Source organism: Pedobacter sp. Leaf176 (genome assembly GCF_001424305.1).
Lineage (GTDB): Bacteria > Bacteroidota > Bacteroidia > Sphingobacteriales > Sphingobacteriaceae > Pedobacter.
In genome coordinates, this window is the sequence record NZ_LMPD01000004.1 from 68,992 (window position 1) to 86,842 (window position 17,851).

Below are 17,851 nucleotides of genomic sequence, written 5' to 3' on the forward strand. Positions count from 1 at the left end.
CTTGCATTCTTTAAGCGATTATTTATTTATGCGTGTTCTACGTCGTCACTGTATTCCTCTTCAACACTTCTTAGCTTGGTTTTAATAGAGTCAACTACCTTATCTTTTAAACTAGAAAGATTATTGATTTCGTCTGCAGCTTTATCTTTTATTGAATCACCCAGATCTTTCAATGATTGACTTAATTTATCACGCGTTTCTTCACCTTTTTCAGGTGCAAATAAAATTCCTAGTGCGGCTCCTGCAGCTAGTCCAGCTAGTAGTGCAACTACAACTTTTGAATTATCGTTCATAATAATGTATTTTAAGGGTTTAATTTTTTTAAGGGTTTTCTATTAACAATAAGCTATAATTATAACTCTTTATATTCGTTATTTGTTTTAATTCTTTCTAATCTTTCTGAAGCAAGCGTACTGGTTTCATAAATTTTAACGAGTAAAATAAAATAAGATAATAAAAGGGGGCCGAAAACTAAACCTAGTATCCCAAATAGTGGAATACCAATAATTACGCCAATTACTGTTATTATCGGATGGATATTGCCAACTTTTTTTGCTATCATAAATCTGAGAACATTATCAATGTTGATTATAACGACAAATCCAAAAATTAACATTGCCCAACCCGCAAAGTTATTTCCATTTGCTATTTGCAATATTGCCGCTGGTACGAACACTACTGGTGGTCCTAATATTGGCACAAAAGAAATGAACGTAGTTATAACGCCCCAAAAAATGGGATCCTTATAGCCAAGGATGAAAAAGGATAAGCTAACCAGAGCGCCTTGAACCAGGCAAATTAAACCTTGTCCAATAACATTTGCGAAAGTCGTATTTCTCATTTCATCACCGAATCGCAATGCATTTTGCTCTCTGAAAGGTGCATATTTAATAAGTGAGGCTTCGAAATTTTTACGCTCTGTAAGCATAAAGTATAGTAAAAAGTACATCACGAGCAAGCTGAGAATAATATTTACCGCACTTGAAATCAGTGATGGAAAAAGTTGAGTGGCCCAGCTACCTAAGCGATTCATACCTTCTTGTATTAAGCTTTCGTTTATTTTTACGGGAATTAAATGCTGAATTTTTACAAGTAAATTTCTAAAGAAAATCTCATTATTTCTTAGCTCAGATATTTTGCTGATAACCATACTGCTCAGCGCATAAAAAGGCAGTACAATTAGAACAATGCTAATTGCTATTAGTAGTATTGCGACTAATTTTCGGCTCCACCCTTTTACTTCTGCCAGATATATATAACCCGGTCGTATAATGGTGTATAAAACGAGTGTGCTTAAAATGGCGCTAAAAATCTCCTGTAGTGAATATGCGATGAGCAGCCCAAGTGCTATTATAATAACAAGATTAATGTTATTTCTTTGTTTATAAGAGAACACCGACATATATAAGTTGCTTGCTGTATATTAATAACAAAATGGTGAATTTTGTTTGGACATCAGTATTAATTATTGTGTTAGCTTTTTTTAGCCTTTATTTTATTATAAAGTGTTTTTCTATCGATACCGAGTATTTTAGCAGCTTTAGTTTTGTTGAAGTTTACTTCTTCTAACACACGTAGGATGGTTTCAAGCTGTGCTTCCTGAGCCACGTTTTTTAAGTCCCTTGGGTTGTCCAGATACTTCAATTTAAACTGGTCAAACGTTTTTTCGCGGTTGTGATTTTTTGCATAGTTTACCAGTTCTAATGGTAAGGCGTCTATTTGAATTTCATCGCTTGTACTCAACAACGCAACTCTTCTAATTACATTTTTAAGTTCACGAACATTTCCCGGCCAACTGTAATTTAGAAGGCAATTTTTAACTTCCTCAGAAAACCCTTTTATATTTTTATTTAATTCATTATTTGTGATGGTCAGAAACTTCTTAGAAAAAATCAAAATATCATTTCCCCTTTTCTTGAGGGGTGGAATGTGGATGGAAAACTCATTAAATCTGTGGTACAAATCTTCCCTGAATGTTCCCTTTTTGATTTTATCAGCTAGATTTTCATTTGTTGCTACAATAATCCTAACATCCAGTTCGATTTCCTTTGTGCTTCCAATTCTTTTTATTTTGCGCTCCTGAACAGCTCTTAACAGAGTTGCCTGGATATCGTAAGTTAAATTTCCGATCTCATCAAGGAATATTGTGCCTCCATTAGCTTGCTCAAAATGACCTATTTTAGTATGTAAAGCGCCTGTGAAAGCCCCTTTTTCATGCCCGAAGAATTCACTTGCGGCAAGTTCTTTTGTTAACGACCCACAATCCATCGCAATGAAAGGTTTGTTTCTTCTCAAGCTATGTAGGTGAATTGTTTTAGCAACATATTCTTTACCAGTACCGCTTTTTCCGGTAAGAATAACACTATATGACGTGGGCGCTATAAGTTCTACTTGTTTTAATAAAATAACGGATACTTCACTTTCACCTTCAACATAATCGGAATGATTGCTATTGTCGGCAGCAGGCAGAATCCTTCCGCTAGAAGAACTGGGCCCATTTAATGGAAAAGGAGTTTCCAACGACCGGTTAATTGTGTTTAAAATCTCATCCGGGTATATTGGTTTTGTAATATAGTCATAAGCACCAAGTTTAATTAATTCTACAGCGATTTTAATATCTGAATAGCGGGTAATTATGATTACACAAGTTTTTACATGGTCTTTTTTTACCTTAATTAGGATTTCTTTTCCATTGGTATCTTTAAGCCGGTAAGCACACAGAATTAAGTCAAATGGCTGTTTGGATAGCATTTCCATTGCGGAATTTCCCGTAGCGGCAGTATCCACTTCAAAACCATTTCGGATCAGGAACTTCGATAATGATAGTCTGATATTGACATCATCATCTATTATGAGAATTTTTTTATTCATTGCGAGAGTCGTTGACTGCATAAATAGATAAAAAAAATCACAACCTGAAATTTCTCTAGCAACAAATTGACTAATTAATTAGACAATTTTATTTTCCAGTAAAAATGGCCTTTCTTTTTTCTACAAAAGCTGATACACCCTCTTTAAAATCAGCAGTTTCGAAACATTTTGCAAATTCTTCGATTTCAATTGCATAGCCATTTTCTTCATTTAAAGAAGCAACTATGGATTTGATTGCTGAAGCGATGGCGAGTGGTGCTCTTTGTTTAATTACATTCAGTATCTCCTCCGCTTTATTGATTAAATCCGCCTGTGGAACAACATAATTTACTAAACCGATCTTTTCGGCTTCTGCTGCCGTTACCATATTTGCAGTCGTAATTATTTCAATTGCTTTTCCTTTTCCAACCAGTTGCGTCAACCTTTGGGTACCTCCATAACCTGGAATCAGCCCTAACGTCACTTCCGGCAAGCCTAATTTAGCATTTTCAGATGCAATTCTGATGTGACAAGCCATCGCCAGTTCCAATCCGCCACCCAGGGCGAAGCCATTTATTGCAGCAATAAAAGGTTTCGGAGAATTTTCTATGGCATTAAAAATATTTTCATGGCCTCTTTTTGCCAGTTCCTCACCTTCTTTTGCATTGTACTCTGAAAATTCCTTAATGTCAGCACCGGCAACAAATGCTTTTTCGCCAGCACCAGTTAAAATTACACCCCTTACCTCATTCGTTTTTCCGGCGAATGCAATAACATCAGCAAGTTCATTAAGCGTGTCCTTATTTAATGCGTTTAGTGCTTTCTCACGATTTATAACAACGTATAAAATATTTTCTTTTAATTCTGATATTAAATTTTGATAAACCATAATTTAAAAAGTTCTGTTTTTTTCGACCCAATTTTGAATGTACTCTACTATGCTCGCCATGGTTGTTCCCGGTGGGAATAATTCTCCCACACCCATCTGGCTAAGTTTTTTCCTGTCGGTCTCCGGTATGATTCCACCACCGGTTAGCAATACATCATCCAGTTGTTTTTCCTTCATAAAATGAATAATTTTTGGGAAAACGGTCATATGAGCGCCTGATAAAATGGAGATTCCAATGGCATCAACATCTTCCTGCAATGCGGTATTAACGACCATTTCCGGTGTTTGGCGAAGGCCAGTGTAAATTACTTCCATGCCTGCATCACGAAGCGAGGTGGCAATAACTTTTGCGCCACGATCGTGACCATCAAGCCCAACTTTTGCCACTAAAACACGTATTGGCCGGTTTAATACTTTGCTCATAATGAATATTAAGTTGATGTAAATGTATCGATTTTTCTTTTACGGGAAATAGAGAATAGGAAACAGGAAATAGAATCCCATCAATTCTCTATATCTGGTTTAACAACCCCTTACATTTATCTTTTAGCTCCTTTTCGTCCCTATTCCCTATTAACCATTATCTATTTACTATTCCTTACATAATTACGCTCAAACTTTTTACATTTGCATTCCTAATTTACAGGTTTTATGAGTGAAGAGAAGTCATTGAACTTTATTGAAGAAATTGTTGAGAACGACTTAAATAGTGGCAAGTATGAAACTTTGGTTACGCGGTTTCCGCCGGAACCTAACGGTTACTTACACATTGGCCATGCTAAAGCAATATGTCTAAACTTCGGACTAACACAAAAATACGGTGGTTACACCAACCTGCGTTTTGATGATACCAATCCGGTTACGGAAAAAACGGAGTACGTAAATAGTCAGCAGGAGGACATTAAATGGTTGGGTTTTAACTGGAAACATGAACTCTATGCATCAGATTATTTTGATCAGCTGTATTCATTTGCCGTGAAACTAATCGAAAAAGGCCTGGCTTATGTTGATGAAAGTTCTGCGGATGAGATTGCTGCACTAAAAGGAACCCCAACAGAACCTGGTCAGGATAGCCCATATCGCAATCGTAGTGTTGAAGAGAATTTAGATATTTTCACCAAAATGAAAAATGGCGATTTTCCTGATGGCGCTTACATTTTAAGAGCGAAAATCGATATGGCCAGTCCGAATATGTTAATGCGTGACCCGATTATCTACCGAATCAAACATGCTGAACACCATCGTACGGGTAATAAATGGTGCATTTATCCAATGTATGATTTTGCTCACGGACAGAGCGATAGTATTGAAAACATTACGCACTCCATCTGTACTTTAGAATACGTTTCCCACCGGGAGTTGTACGATTGGTTTATTGAAAAATTGGAAATTTTTCCATCCAAGCAATATGAATTTGCCCGTTTAAATCTGACTTCCACTGTAATGAGCAAACGTAAGTTGCTGCAGTTAGTTAATGAGAATTTAGTTAGCGGTTGGGACGACCCACGCATGCCGACAATTTCCGGTTTACGGAGAAGGGGTTTTACACCAAAAAGTGTTCGTGAGTTTTGTGAGCGTATTGGCATTGCTAAACGTGAAAATCTAATCGAATTAAGCTTATTGGAATTCTGTATTCGTGAAGATTTAAACAAAACAGCCAATCGTGTGATGGCGGTTTTAGATCCAATTAAATTAATCATCACCAATTACGAAAAAGGTACTGAAGATTTAATCGGTGAAAATAATCCTGAAGCTGAAGATGGGGGTGGTACTCGTATAATTCCTTTTAGCAATGAACTTTGGATTGAACGTGAAGATTTCATGGAAGTTCCTGCGAAAAAGTGGTTCCGTTTGGCACCTGGTGCTATGGTCCGCCTTAAATTCGCTTATATTGTTAAGTGCGAAGATTTCGTAAAAGATGAAAACGGAAACGTAACGGAAATTCACTGTACGTACATTCCTGAATCAATAAGCGGAAGCGATACAAGTGGAATTAACGTAAAAGGAACAATCCATTGGGTTAGTGCACAACATGCAAAAACCGCAGAAATTCGTTTATACGACAGACTATTTACTTCTGAAACACCAGATGCTGAAGAAGGTGATTTCAAGGATTATTTAAACCCTGAAAGTTTAACCATTTTACCAAAGGTTTTCATAGAACCAGCCTTAGCTGAAGCTGATTTAGAAGGTCGATATCAGTTTATTCGTAAAGGGTATTTTTGTTTAGACAGAGATTCTACAGCAGATAAATTGGTTTTCAATAGAACGGTTACGTTAAAAGATACTTTTAAGAAACCGAATTAAAGCCCCACCCAACCCTCCCCAAAAGGGAGGGCTTTGTAAATCATACACACGGATGAAAACCGATTCATCCGTGTTTTTTTATGCTTATTTTGCGAGGCTTGCCACAGAAACACAGAAATCACGGAATATTTAAATCCAGTAAATTCCTTGGCAAACTCTATCCCTAAATTTAACTACGTTAATATTTAGTATAAATATTGTACAACACTAAAATATCTACAGGAGTTAAAGTCTTAGTGATATCTGATTGTATAAAATGAATTTTAAAGGCTTCGATGGCGGCGGGCAGGTTAGCGGTATTGTAACCAATATATTTGAGGGCTTTTTCTGTATCGAAGTCTGCTGGTGGGTTTTTCAGAACCTCATCGTACCAAAATCCAAAACCTTTATCGGCCAATCTTTTCCAGGGAAAATTTTTAGGGTCGTTTTTACGCCCTGGCGCAATATCTGCATGGCCAATAAAATTCGCCGTTGGAATGTTGTATGTTTTTTTCAGGGTTGCCAGCAACTTAATGAGGCTATTAATCTGCGCATCCTGCCATACATCGCCTATTCCATTGTTATCCAGTTCAATCCCAATTGATGAAGAATTCAAATCTGTATCCTTGCCCCATTTGCTTATACCGGCATGGTTAGCCCGAAGATAATCGTTAACCATATGCACTACTTTTCCATCCCGGCCAATTACATAATGAGCACTTGTTCCGGCTCTGGTAGAATGAAATGTTTTTATGGTTTGATTCAAGCTATTCTGAGCAGTATGATGTATAATTACAAAGTTTGGCTTTCGTATCCCAAAATTCACCGAACCGATCCATTGTTGGTTTGCAGCATTTATTGAATCGTAAAGCTGGCCTTCGGGTGGGGCTGCCAGAATAACCTTTGAAAAGCCTTTAGCTTTTTCCTTATAAATTTTTTCTGTAACTGCGTATTTGTTTGTACTGCATGCAGAAACAAATATTGAAAAGATGATTAAGAGCGTTGAATGGTTATTTGAAAAACGATTTAATCGCATAAGGTATTTTTTAATGTGGTGAAGGTACAAAGTTATGGTAAAGTTCAGCCTTTGCATCAAACTTTATACAAAGCTTTCAAATTTTACTAATTTAGTAGCGATATACATCTACAATGAAGAAATTATACAAAGCAAATAGACTATTGACTGCGCTAACATTATCGGCAGGGTTATTTTCAGCCTGCACAAATACAACCAAAACAGCAAATGATAAAACCGCTAATGTTGTCCAAAAAGATAGCTTAATCAACTACGTCGCCCAACGTTTACCAATTTATGAACGGGTTAAATTATCAACGAATTTAAACCAGCTAAGTATAAACGATCGCAAAGTGTTACCACTACTTATTCAGGCGGCCGAAATTATGGATGAGTTGTATTGGAAACAGGCTTATCCTCAAAAAGATAGTTTATTGGCGTCGATTAAGGATGAAAAAACCAGAGATTTCGTAAACATAAATTATGGCCCTTGGGACAGATTAAATAACGATAAACCTTTTGTCGCCGGAATTGGCGCAAAACCGGAAGGTGCATCATTTTATCCTTACGGGATTACTAAAGAAGAAATTGAAAAATCTTCGTTGGCAGACAAATTTGGTGCCTATTCGGTAATTCAAAAAGACAGCACCGGAAAGCTAAGTACCATTCCATATCATGTTTTATTTGCGGCTGAACTTCAAAAAGCATCTTCATTATTAAAACAGGCAGCACTGATAGCTGATGATGCCGGGTTAAAAAAATACCTCAATTTGAGAGCTGATGCTTTGGTGACGGACAATTTTACTGCGAGTGATTATGCATGGTTAGATATGAAATCCAATGGTTTGGATTTAATTATCGGCCCGATTGAAAATTATGAAGATAAGCTCTTCAATGCGAGAACCAGTTATGAAGCTTATGTTTTAATAAAAGACAAAGAATGGAGTAAACGCTTGGCGAAGTATGTAAAACTACTTCCCGAATTGCAAAAGAATTTACCCGTTGCAGCTAAATATAAAACCGAAACACCAGGAACAGATTCTGAGTTAAATGCCTACGATGTTGTTTATTATGCAGGTGATTGCAATGCTGGTTCGAAAACAATTGCAGTAAATCTACCTAACGACGAAAAAATTCAGCAAGAGAAAGGTACCCGCCGATCACAGCTAAAGAATGCCATGCAGGCTAAATTCGAGAAAATTTTAATGCCGATTTCTAAAGAGCTCATCGATGCTGAGCAGCAGAAATACATTAAGTTCGATGCCTTTTTTGCGAACGTGATGTTTCATGAAGTCGCCCATGGTTTAGGCATTAAAAAAACAATTACCGGAAAAGGTTTCGTTCGTGCAGCATTAAAAGAGCAGTACAGCTGGCTTGAAGAAGGCAAAGCGGATGTTTTAGGCTTATATATGGTTACCGGATTGTTGAAAAAGGGCGAATTGCAGGGTGATATAAAAGATTACTACACAACATTTATGGCAGGCATTTTACGTTCTGTACGTTTTGGTGTGTCAGAAGCGCATGGAAAAGCAAATATGCAATGCTTCAACTACTTTAAAGAAAAAGGTGCATTCGAACGTACTGCTAAAGGAACTTATAAAGTGAGCTTCGATAAATTCGCATCTGCGATGAATGATTTAAGTGCTTTCATTATCATGTTGCAAGGTAACGGAGATAAAGCGGCTGTAGAAAAAGCGCAAAAAACGATGGCAGTTATTCCCACAGAACTGCAATCTGATTTAGACAGGTTAACCAGGAAAAACATACCTGTTGATGTTGTTTTTGAACAAGGTGTTGACGTATTGGGGATGAAGTAAAAAATATTTAACTTATAAATAACTAAGCCACAGTCATCTGAGGCTTTTTTTTTGCGAAAAATAATTCTTTAAAAAAATCCTGTAACCTTTCCAAAAAATGGTCGTCTTAATAATAACTAAACGTTGGAAGCCCTTCGTTTCCAAAAACTAAGCTTTAAATAGATAGCAAATTGATTGAAATACATTTTATGTGTTATAGAAATCGTTTTGCCGGAATTTTTAGAACAAAAGACCTAAACAAATGAAAAATTTTTACAAAATAGCACTGATTATCACAGCCATTTTTTCTTCGGCGAGCATTTTTGCACAAACAATAAGCAAAACGAACGTAACAGGTACCATTTTAGATGAAAATAAAAAACCAGCAGATTATGTAACCGTTGTACTTTTAAAAGCTGCCGATTCGAGCGTAGTCAAAACGGCATTAACGGATCAGAATGGGAATTTTGGTTTTACCGTTTCTGATAAAGGAGACTACTTCTACAAAGCAAGCAATATGGGTTACAAAACGATTAAAAGTAAAGTGATATCCATCTCAGAAGAAAATCAAAGAGTAGATTTCGGGTCTGCCCAACTGGTTTCAACTTCACAGAATTTAAAGGAAGTTACCGTTGCAGTAACCAAGCCATTAATCGAAAGGAAAATGGATAAAGTCGTGATGAATGTTTCCAGTAGTGCAGTAATGACAGGTTCCAATGCCCTCGAAGTTTTGCAAAAAGCACCAGGTGTTTCCGTCGATCAGAATGATAATATTTCAATGCAGGGAAAGCAGGGCGTGCTCATTCAGCTAGATGGAAAACAAACCTATATGAGTAGCGCAGACGTTGCGAACTTGCTTCGGAACATGCAAAGTTCTGAAATTGAAACCATCGAATTAATTACCAATCCATCATCAAAGTACGATGCTTCCGGAAACTCGGGAATTATTAATATTAAAACCAAAAAAAGTAAAAGTGGCGGTACAAATGGAAGCGTAAATGCAACCGCTGGTTATGGTAAAAACTTCCGGGGGAATGCTGGTTTAAACTTAAATCACAGAACCCAGAAATTGAATCTTTTCGGCAATTACAATTACGGAAATACGGAGCGGGAAAATCTTATTACAATCGATCGGATTTCGAATGGCACACCAGATACTTATTTCATGCAAGCAGGTACAAGCCGTAGAAAACAACAAAACAACAACTTTAAAGCAGGGTTAGATTTTTTCATCGATAAAAAAAACACAATTGGCTTGTTGGTGAACGGCTATTTTAATCATGGGACTGAAGCATCGATGAACAATACTTTAATTGGCCCGTCATTTCAACAAGTCGATTCTTCTCTAGTTTCAAACAGCCTGCAGACGAATAAATACAACAATCTGTCTTATAACTTAAATTACAAATCGATTCTGGATACTGCAGGTTCCGAACTTTCAATTGATGTAGATTATTCAAAATATGATGGCAACGATGGTTCTGATTATGAAAATGATTATCTGTATGCGAATGGTAGCAGAATCCGTCCGATTAGTTACACCAGGAATAATACACCATCCAAAATTGATATCAAAGCATTCAAAGCTGATTATAATGTTGGCTTGAGCAAAACTGTAAAGCTGGAAGCGGGCGTTAAAAGTAGTTTTGTTAAAACCGACAACGACTTACAAGCAGAAGAATTGGTAAATAGTAACTGGCAGAATGATGTTCGCCGCAGCAACCAGTTCATTTATGATGAAAATGTAAATGCAGCCTACACAAACATTAATAAACAGTTCAAGAATACCAGCATTCAATTCGGCTTAAGGGTAGAGCAAACGAATTCAAAAGGCAATTTAGTTACTACGAATACGGTGGTGAAACGCAGTTACTGGGATTTTTTTCCAACGCTATTTGTACAACAGACACTTTCTAAAAATAACCAGCTTGGTTTTTCATACAGCCGGAGAATTGATCGCCCCAGTTATGATGCTTTAAATCCATTTGTATATTATTTAGACCAGTACACATACAATAAAGGAAATCCATTCCTGAAACCTCAGTATACCAATAATCTCGAGTTAAGTTATACATTCATGCAAAAATATATGCTCTCAGTTGGCTATAGCAGAACAACCGATGTAATCACCGAAGTATTGTTGCCAGATGAGGCACAGAAAGCCTTGTACCAAACCAACGAGAACTTGGCGAAAAACATCAGTTACAATGCGAACTTGAACGTTCCGGTTAAGGTAAATAAATGGTGGTCTATGAATAATAATTTGAATGTTTTTTACTTAAGTTTCGAAGCGCCAGATTTGGCTGGGTCTCCATTAAAAACGGGTAAAACGTCATTCCAGTTTAAGTCTCAACAAAGTTTTACCATTGTAAGTGGTTTTACGGCAGAGTTGAATGGCAGCTATGAATCACCGCTTGATTACGGAACTTTACGGATAAAATCACGTTATTCAATAGATGCAGGTTTGAGCAAGTCGATGATGAATAAAAAGGCAAGTTTAAAACTGGCTTTATCCGATATATTTAACATGTATAAAAATGATTTATCGAGTGGCTACCCGGGTTTGAAATATGAAGTTCATCAAAAAAATGAAAGCCGGATTGGTAGGATTAGTTTTACTTATCGCTTCGGTAAAAATGAAATTAAACCTGCCCGTCGCCGTGCCACCGGTACAGAATCGGAGCAAGGCAGGATGAAGAATTAGATTCAAATTTTTCCACTCTAATATTTTATGCCGTCGGCTTACACCGGCGGCTTTTTATTTATGGAAACGTTCTTTTGAGGGATAATTTATTTTATAAAAATCAATATGAGTGATTTGTAATTATTTCTTTTGCCATACACTACAGTCTTGCCGCGGTTCACCGCCGCCGAAGGGCTCTTTCTTTTTGGCATCAAAAAGATCAGCTTAGCTAGCTTGAACACAAACGAAAAAAAATATAAGCCAGTAAAAAAACAAAAAATGCCGGCTGAAAATTTATTCATGTATTAATATAATTCTTAATGGCATTCATGAGGGCTACGCCGTTTTCTTTTGACGCCAGTTGGGTGGCCGTTGCAGTGCGACCCGAAAGATTTGTTATGCCGGAATATTTCGACTGAATTTATTATTAAATAATATTGTATTCGATAATCTAAAACTTAAATATCACGCTCATTTATTAATTAAATTCGCTCAATAAAGGCAATGGCGTATCCATTAAAACAGTCATCTACACAACCTTTAGGTGTAAAGCCGCACCGGGATATCATTCCGTTGTTTTTGGATTCGAAACTTGTTGCTCCATCATCTCTTTTTATTAAAAATTCAGTTTTAGCTTTTTCATAGATTTCATCCAGCGTTAAAATTACTCCATAATTTTTATGGCTATTTAGTTCTAGTTGATTCTCCACCCATTCTTCATGTATGGTGATTACATTGCCTGGATGTTTAACTGTTTGAGCCACATATGCCCTTTCTATCGCTTTACCACCCTTAACAGTTATAGTAGTTTGTGTAGATAAACCTGTCCATGATTTGGTAACCAATTGATATTTATAATTGTTGTTAGCCGAGGCTTTAAAATCGAGCCAGGTATCAAAGCTTTTATCAAAATCCTTTCTATGTTCAATTGTTTCCTTTTTACAGGCGCTTAGCGTAAATGCTAACAGTAATACGAATACATTCAGGTTCCTTTTCATAGTTGGTTTTACTAATGCAAACGTTAATGCCAGGCATAACGCTACAGGGAAGTTACCTGAGAAAATCGGCGTTAAGAGTTTTTATGATGAGAATATTTATGTTACTTTAGTTTGAAATAATAATCTCTCCTAATCTATGAAACGGTTTCTTCTATTTGCGCTCATATTGAGTTCATGCAAAATCTATGCTCAATTTAATGTAAACGGTAGCTTTGAACAGCTTAATAATAAAGGCGTACCAAAAGGCTGGCTATTTTCCTTTAACGATTTGCAGAAAAAAGCATATCCTGCATTACTGGATAGCAGTCAAAAGGTCGAAGGGAAATATAGTCTTTCAATGGAAAAAAAAGGAACAGAATCTTCCTTTGGAGTTATAGACTATCCGGTCACACAAATTTTCGAAGGCAAAAAAATCGAGCTGAAAGCGTATCTTAAAACAGAAAACGTATCCAAAGGTTATGCCGGTTTGTGGATGCGGCTTGATGATAAAAATGTAAAAGCACTTGCTCTCGATAATATGGATAAAAGGGGCATTACGGGAACTACGGAGTGGAAACAATATGCGATTAAACTTGATTACAATACACAGAAAGTTAGGGCCTTACACTTCGGTGGATTATTGACGGGAGAAGGAAAAGCCTGGTTCGATCATTTCGAAATCTTTATCGATAACAAACCCATCAGCCATGCGCGGTTAAAAAAAGTAATTATCCCTAAAGCTGATCTTGATACTGCTTTTGCAAATGGATCGGGAATAACAAATATTAAGCTTAACGATCAATTACATACAAATTTAATGGTGACAGGCCAGTTTTGGAGCTTTTTGAAATATCACCATCCTGCTGTTGCTAAAGGAGATTATAACTGGGATGCAGAATTATTCAGACTGTTGCCATCAGTTATTCAAGCCAAAAACAAGGATGAGTTAAACCAGTCGCTTGAAGTTTTTTTAGATAAGTTACCGAAACCAGCTCCATGTAAAAACTGTAAATCCATTACCAACGAGGCCTATGAAATAAAACCAGATTATGGGTCACTGTTTGATAAATCCATCATAAAAGAATCGCTTTTGGAAAAACTGATCTTTGTAAGAGATAATCGAAATACAGGTGAACATTATTATGTTGAAATGGCTTCTGGAATTGGTAATCCCGAATTCAAGAATGAAAGGCCTTATCTGAAAATGACTTATCCTGACGCTGGTTATCGATTATTATCGCTCTACCGCTATTGGGCAATGATTAATTATTTTTTCCCTTACAGAGATGTGATTGGCCAGGATTGGAATGGTGTTTTGGGAAAATCAATCCCGGAATTTGTTCAGGCAAAGGATGAATTAGACTATGCGAAAGCATCCTTAAAATTGATAGCATCAGTAAATGATACCCACGCAAACCTTTGGAGTGGCAGCAAAGCATTAAACGATTTCAAGGGGAAGTATGCGGCGCCACTTCAAACCACGTTTGTGGAAAAAAAATTAATAATAACTTCGCTATACAAAGATACGCTTGATGTGAAAAGTAAGTTAAAGGTAGGCGATGAGATTACGGCGATAAGGGGAACAGATGTTAATTTACTTATCAAGGATTTTCTGGCCTTGACACCTGCCTCGAACTATGATACACAACTTCGCGACCTGCCAAACATCTATTTGCTTCGGGGTAATGATGTCAGGACGAAAATTACGGTAAATAGAGATGGTCATCAGTTCGATTACGATTTGCCGATGAGGATGTATGGGCGTGGAGGCAAAGATCCCGATTTTGAAAAAGCGGAAGCCTATAAGCTCATAGATGCAAATATTGGTTACGTTTTTCCCGGAAAATATAAAAATGCAATGCTTCCGGAGATTAAAAAGAAGTTCGAAAACACTAAAGGCATTATTGTAGATATGCGCTGTTATCCATCAGAGTTTATGCCTTTTACTTTTGGCAATTACATCAAGAATTTATCAACGCCTTTCGTGAAATTTACAATGGGAAATGCTGATTACCCTGGTTCGTTTAAGTATGGGCCAACCATAGCCAATGGTAAAAAATCATCTGATAATTACAAAGGTAAAGTGGTGGTTATTGTTAACGCGCTCTCGCAAAGCCAGGCAGAATACACCACAATGGCTTTTCAAAGCTCGCCAAATGTGAAAGTAATTGGTAGCACCACTGCGGGTGCCGACGGTAATGTTTCATACATTGTTTTACCTGGTGGCTTAAACACTATGATTTCAGGAATTGGCGTCTTTTATCCTGATGGTAAGCCAACGCAAAGGATTGGTGTTAAAATCGATGAGGTTGTTTATCCTACAATTAATGGGATTAAACAAGGAAAGGATGAGCTTTTAGACAAAGCGATTGAAATGCTTAATAAAGGCTGGTAGCAAAAAGATCAAACCTCTCAGGTTTCAAAAGCCTGAGAGGTTTATAACCAAAAAGGCCGATGTTAAACATCGGCCTTTCCTGTTATTTACTCAAATACATTGATTTGTCTTTGTAAAGCTTGCGGAAGTATGGGTCTTCCAAATCTTTAATGAAACGAATCGCTTCACCTGTAGATTTCATTTCCGGACCTAATTCTTTAGCAACTTCAGGGAATTTCTCGTAAGAGAACACCGGTTCTTTAATCGCATAACCTTTTAATTTACGTTCGATGGTGAAATCTTTTAGTTTCGCCACACCTAACATAATTTTAGCGGCGATGTTGATATAAGGAACATCATAAGCTTTCGCAATAAAAGGAACCGTACGGGAAGCTCTTGGATTCGCCTCGATTACATAAACCTTTTCATCCTTAATTGCAAACTGGATGTTCAATAAACCACGAACATCTAGCGCCTTTGCAATTTTTATGGAATATTCTTCCATTGCTTTGGTTACCGTTTCCGATAAGCTAAATGTTGGCAAAACAGCGAACGAATCTCCTGAGTGAATACCAGCAGGCTCAATGTGTTCCATCATACCCACGATGTGAACATCTTCGCCATCAGAAATGGAATCAGATTCTGCTTCTTCTGCTCTATCTAAAAAGTGGTCGATTAGCACGCGGTTGCCTGGCAAATCCCCCAATAATTTTACTACCGCTTTTTCTAAATCTTCATCGTTAATAACGATGCTCATGCCTTGTCCACCCAGAACATAACTCGGACGAACCAAAACGGGGTAACCAACTTCGTTTGCAACAACGATTGCTTCTTCAGCATTCTCTGCTACACCATATTTAGGATAAGGAATTTCTAATTCTTTTAACAAGTCAGAGAAACGACCGCGGTCTTCTGCGATATCCATATTCTCGAAAGATGTTCCGATAATTTTGATGCCTTTCTCTGTCAATTTTTCAGCCATTTTCAAAGCTGTTTGTCCACCTAACTGCACAATAACACCAACAGGTTTTTCTAACTCAATAATTTCGCGAACGTGCTCCCAGAAAACCGGCTCGAAATATAATTTATCAGCCATGTTGAAATCGGTAGAAACTGTTTCAGGGTTACAGTTAACCATAATCGCTTCGAAACCTGATTCTTTTGCGGCCAACAAACCGTGTACACAAGAGTAATCGAACTCGATACCCTGACCAATACGATTTGGACCTGAACCTAAAACAATGATTTTTTTCTTATCTGAAGAAACTGATTCATTTTCTTCATCAAATGAGGAATAGTAATATGGTGTTTGAGCCGGGAATTCCGCAGCGCAAGTATCAACCATTTTATAAACCCTGTTTATACCCAAAGCTTTACGTCGGTCGTAAACTTCATCTTCAGTTACATTTCCTAACAACCAGGCAATCTGTATGTCAGAGAAACCTTTTTGTTTCAATGTGAAGAAGAAATCCTGAGGGATGTTATTTAAAGAGTATCTTTTTAGCTCAACTTCCAAAGCAACAAGCTCCTGAATTTGATTTAAGAACCATTTATCAATTTTGGTCACCTTGCGGATAGATTCCAAAGGCACGCCCATTGTCATGGCATCTTTTATTAAAAACAGACGGTTCCATGAAGCATGCTCCAAGCCATCCATAATTTCGTTTATGTTGCGGTTCTGACGGCCATCGGCACCTAAACCTGCGCGACCAATTTCCAAACTCTGACAAGCTTTTTGAAGCGCTTCGATGAAAGTACGACCAATAGCCATTACCTCACCAACAGATTTCATTTGTAAGCCTAATTCTTTGTTGGCACCTTTAAATTTATCGAAATTCCAGCGAGGGATTTTAACGATAACGTAATCTAAAGTAGGCTCGAAATAGGCTGATGTTGTTTTTGTAATCTGATTTTCGATTTCATCCAGGTTGTAACCGATAGCCAGTTTAGCTGCAATTTTAGCAATTGGATAACCTGTTGCTTTACTTGCTAACGCAGATGAACGGGATACACGAGGGTTAATTTCAATAGCGATAATTTCATCATCAGCAGGGTTTACCGAGAACTGAACGTTACAACCGCCGGCAAAATTACCGATAGCGCGCATCATTTTAATTGCCTGGTTACGCATATCCTGGTAACAACGGTCAGACAATGTCATTGCCGGAGCAACTGTAATTGAATCACCTGTATGAATACCCATCGGATCGAAGTTCTCGATCGAGCAGATGATGATTACGTTATCATTACTGTCTCTCAATAACTCTAATTCGTATTCTTTCCAGCCTAAAACTGCTTTTTCCACTAAAACTTCATGCGTAGGCGATGCTTCCAAACCGCGCTTTAATGCTGCGTCGAACTCTTCTTTTTTATGCACAAAACCACCACCGGAGCCACCTAAAGTATATGACGGACGGATAACTAATGGATAGCCGATTTCCTGTGCAGCCTCTTTACCTTCTAAAAATGAATTGGCAATTTTAGATTGCGCTACACCCACGCCTATATCAACCATCAGCTGGCGGAAAGCTTCCCGGTTTTCGGTTTTTTCAATCGCGTCTACATCCACGCCAACCACTTTAACGCCATATTTTTCCCAAACACCCCGTTCTTCTGCTTCTTTACATAAGTTTAGCGCAGTCTGGCCGCCCATTGTTGGTAGCACAGCGTCAATTTTTGGTAAATCCGGCGAGTCGATGTGCTCTTGTAAAATTACCTCTATTGAATCAACAGATAAAGGGCGAAGGTAAACATGGTCGCCGATTACCTTATCCGTCATAATTGTAGCCGGATTGGAGTTGATAATTGAAACGGTTATTCCTTCTTCTTTTAAGGATAACGCCGCTTGTGAACCCGAGTAATCAAATTCGCAGGCCTGACCAATTACAATTGGACCCGATCCGATAATTAATACTGAGCGTATGGAAGTGTCTTTAGGCATGATAAAGCTTAATACAATAATTAAAATTCTAAAGTGTTGG

12 protein-coding genes are annotated in these 17,851 nt (G+C 37.5%); 4 read left to right on the forward strand and 8 right to left on the reverse strand.

Annotated elements, in window-relative coordinates; genetic code table 11:
* Positions 1-26 precede the first annotated feature (26 nt).
* From ASF92_RS12805 to ASF92_RS12825, 5 genes are all read right to left on the reverse strand, one after another.
* Entirely contained in the window at positions 27-293 is a 267-nt protein-coding gene (locus tag ASF92_RS12805) for a YtxH domain-containing protein (protein ID WP_056093484.1), read from the reverse strand.
* A gap of 59 nt (positions 294-352) precedes the next feature.
* Entirely contained in the window at positions 353-1,402 is a 1,050-nt protein-coding gene (locus tag ASF92_RS12810; RefSeq protein ID WP_056093486.1) for an AI-2E family transporter, read from the reverse strand.
* A 71-nt stretch (positions 1,403-1,473) separates the two neighbouring features.
* Positions 1,474-2,871: a sigma-54 dependent transcriptional regulator gene (locus tag ASF92_RS12815; protein WP_056093489.1), complete on the reverse strand. Its 1,398-nt coding sequence runs from the start codon at positions 2,869-2,871 to the stop codon at positions 1,474-1,476.
* 88 nt (positions 2,872-2,959) lie between these two features.
* On the reverse strand, positions 2,960-3,739 hold the full coding sequence (locus ASF92_RS12820; protein ID WP_056093492.1) for an enoyl-CoA hydratase/isomerase family protein: 780 nt from the start codon (positions 3,737-3,739) through the stop codon (positions 2,960-2,962).
* A 3-nt stretch (positions 3,740-3,742) separates the two neighbouring features.
* Positions 3,743-4,162 carry a cobalamin B12-binding domain-containing protein gene (locus tag ASF92_RS12825; RefSeq protein ID WP_056093496.1) on the reverse strand — a complete coding sequence of 140 codons (420 nt, stop codon included), beginning with the start codon at positions 4,160-4,162 and terminating at the stop codon, positions 3,743-3,745.
* Between the two features lie 228 nt (positions 4,163-4,390).
* On the opposite strand from ASF92_RS12825, the gene ASF92_RS12830 reads away from it, so the two are divergent.
* A complete protein-coding gene (locus ASF92_RS12830; RefSeq protein WP_056093500.1) occupies positions 4,391-6,046 on the forward strand; it encodes a glutamine--tRNA ligase/YqeY domain fusion protein in 1,656 nt (551 codons plus the stop codon).
* Between the two features lie 178 nt (positions 6,047-6,224).
* Here ASF92_RS12830 and ASF92_RS12835 read toward each other — a convergent pair whose 3' ends face one another.
* The gene (locus ASF92_RS12835; protein ID WP_056094465.1) at positions 6,225-7,061 is read right to left on the reverse strand and encodes an N-acetylmuramoyl-L-alanine amidase; all 837 of its coding nucleotides are present in this window, start codon (positions 7,059-7,061) and stop codon (positions 6,225-6,227) included.
* Positions 7,062-7,174: 113 nt separating this feature from the next.
* On the opposite strand from ASF92_RS12835, the gene ASF92_RS12840 reads away from it, so the two are divergent.
* Both ASF92_RS12840 and ASF92_RS12845 read left to right on the forward strand, forming a co-directional pair.
* Positions 7,175-8,857: a Zn-dependent hydrolase gene (locus ASF92_RS12840; protein ID WP_056093503.1), complete on the forward strand. Its 1,683-nt coding sequence runs from the start codon at positions 7,175-7,177 to the stop codon at positions 8,855-8,857.
* Between the two features lie 241 nt (positions 8,858-9,098).
* Positions 9,099-11,540, forward strand: coding sequence for a TonB-dependent receptor domain-containing protein (locus ASF92_RS12845; protein ID WP_056093508.1), 2,442 nt, complete (start codon positions 9,099-9,101; stop codon positions 11,538-11,540).
* A gap of 461 nt (positions 11,541-12,001) precedes the next feature.
* On the opposite strand, the gene ASF92_RS12850 is transcribed toward ASF92_RS12845, so the two are convergent.
* Positions 12,002-12,517, reverse strand: coding sequence for a hypothetical protein (locus ASF92_RS12850; protein ID WP_056093511.1), 516 nt, complete (start codon positions 12,515-12,517; stop codon positions 12,002-12,004).
* 136 nt (positions 12,518-12,653) lie between these two features.
* Between ASF92_RS12850 and ASF92_RS12855 the strand changes: the two genes are divergently transcribed.
* A complete protein-coding gene (locus ASF92_RS12855) occupies positions 12,654-14,891 on the forward strand; it encodes a S41 family peptidase (protein ID WP_056093514.1) in 2,238 nt (745 codons plus the stop codon).
* An 82-nt stretch (positions 14,892-14,973) separates the two neighbouring features.
* Here ASF92_RS12855 and carB read toward each other — a convergent pair whose 3' ends face one another.
* Positions 14,974-17,811: a carbamoyl-phosphate synthase large subunit gene (gene carB, locus ASF92_RS12860; RefSeq protein WP_056093517.1), complete on the reverse strand. Its 2,838-nt coding sequence runs from the start codon at positions 17,809-17,811 to the stop codon at positions 14,974-14,976.
* Positions 17,812-17,851: the final 40 nt, after the last annotated feature.

What these genes read in the sequence shown, in the direction of transcription:
- ASF92_RS12830 (WP_056093500.1), top strand. Translation starts at nt 4,391, where the DNA reads ATGAGTGAAGAGAAGTCATTGAACTTTATTGAAGAAATTGTTGAGAAC.
- ASF92_RS12850 (WP_056093511.1), bottom strand. Translation starts at nt 12,517, where the DNA reads ATGAAAAGGAACCTGAATGTATTCGTATTACTGTTAGCATTTACGCTA.
- ASF92_RS12820 (WP_056093492.1), bottom strand. Translation starts at nt 3,739, where the DNA reads ATGGTTTATCAAAATTTAATATCAGAATTAAAAGAAAATATTTTATAC.
- ASF92_RS12840 (WP_056093503.1), top strand. Translation starts at nt 7,175, where the DNA reads ATGAAGAAATTATACAAAGCAAATAGACTATTGACTGCGCTAACATTA.
- ASF92_RS12815 (WP_056093489.1), bottom strand. Translation starts at nt 2,871, where the DNA reads ATGAATAAAAAAATTCTCATAATAGATGATGATGTCAATATCAGACTA.
- carB (WP_056093517.1), bottom strand. Translation starts at nt 17,811, where the DNA reads ATGCCTAAAGACACTTCCATACGCTCAGTATTAATTATCGGATCGGGT.
- ASF92_RS12810 (WP_056093486.1), bottom strand. Translation starts at nt 1,402, where the DNA reads ATGTCGGTGTTCTCTTATAAACAAAGAAATAACATTAATCTTGTTATT.
- ASF92_RS12845 (WP_056093508.1), top strand. Translation starts at nt 9,099, where the DNA reads ATGAAAAATTTTTACAAAATAGCACTGATTATCACAGCCATTTTTTCT.
- ASF92_RS12855 (WP_056093514.1), top strand. Translation starts at nt 12,654, where the DNA reads ATGAAACGGTTTCTTCTATTTGCGCTCATATTGAGTTCATGCAAAATC.
- ASF92_RS12805 (WP_056093484.1), bottom strand. Translation starts at nt 293, where the DNA reads ATGAACGATAATTCAAAAGTTGTAGTTGCACTACTAGCTGGACTAGCT.
- ASF92_RS12825 (WP_056093496.1), bottom strand. Translation starts at nt 4,162, where the DNA reads ATGAGCAAAGTATTAAACCGGCCAATACGTGTTTTAGTGGCAAAAGTT.
- ASF92_RS12835 (WP_056094465.1), bottom strand. Translation starts at nt 7,061, where the DNA reads ATGCGATTAAATCGTTTTTCAAATAACCATTCAACGCTCTTAATCATC.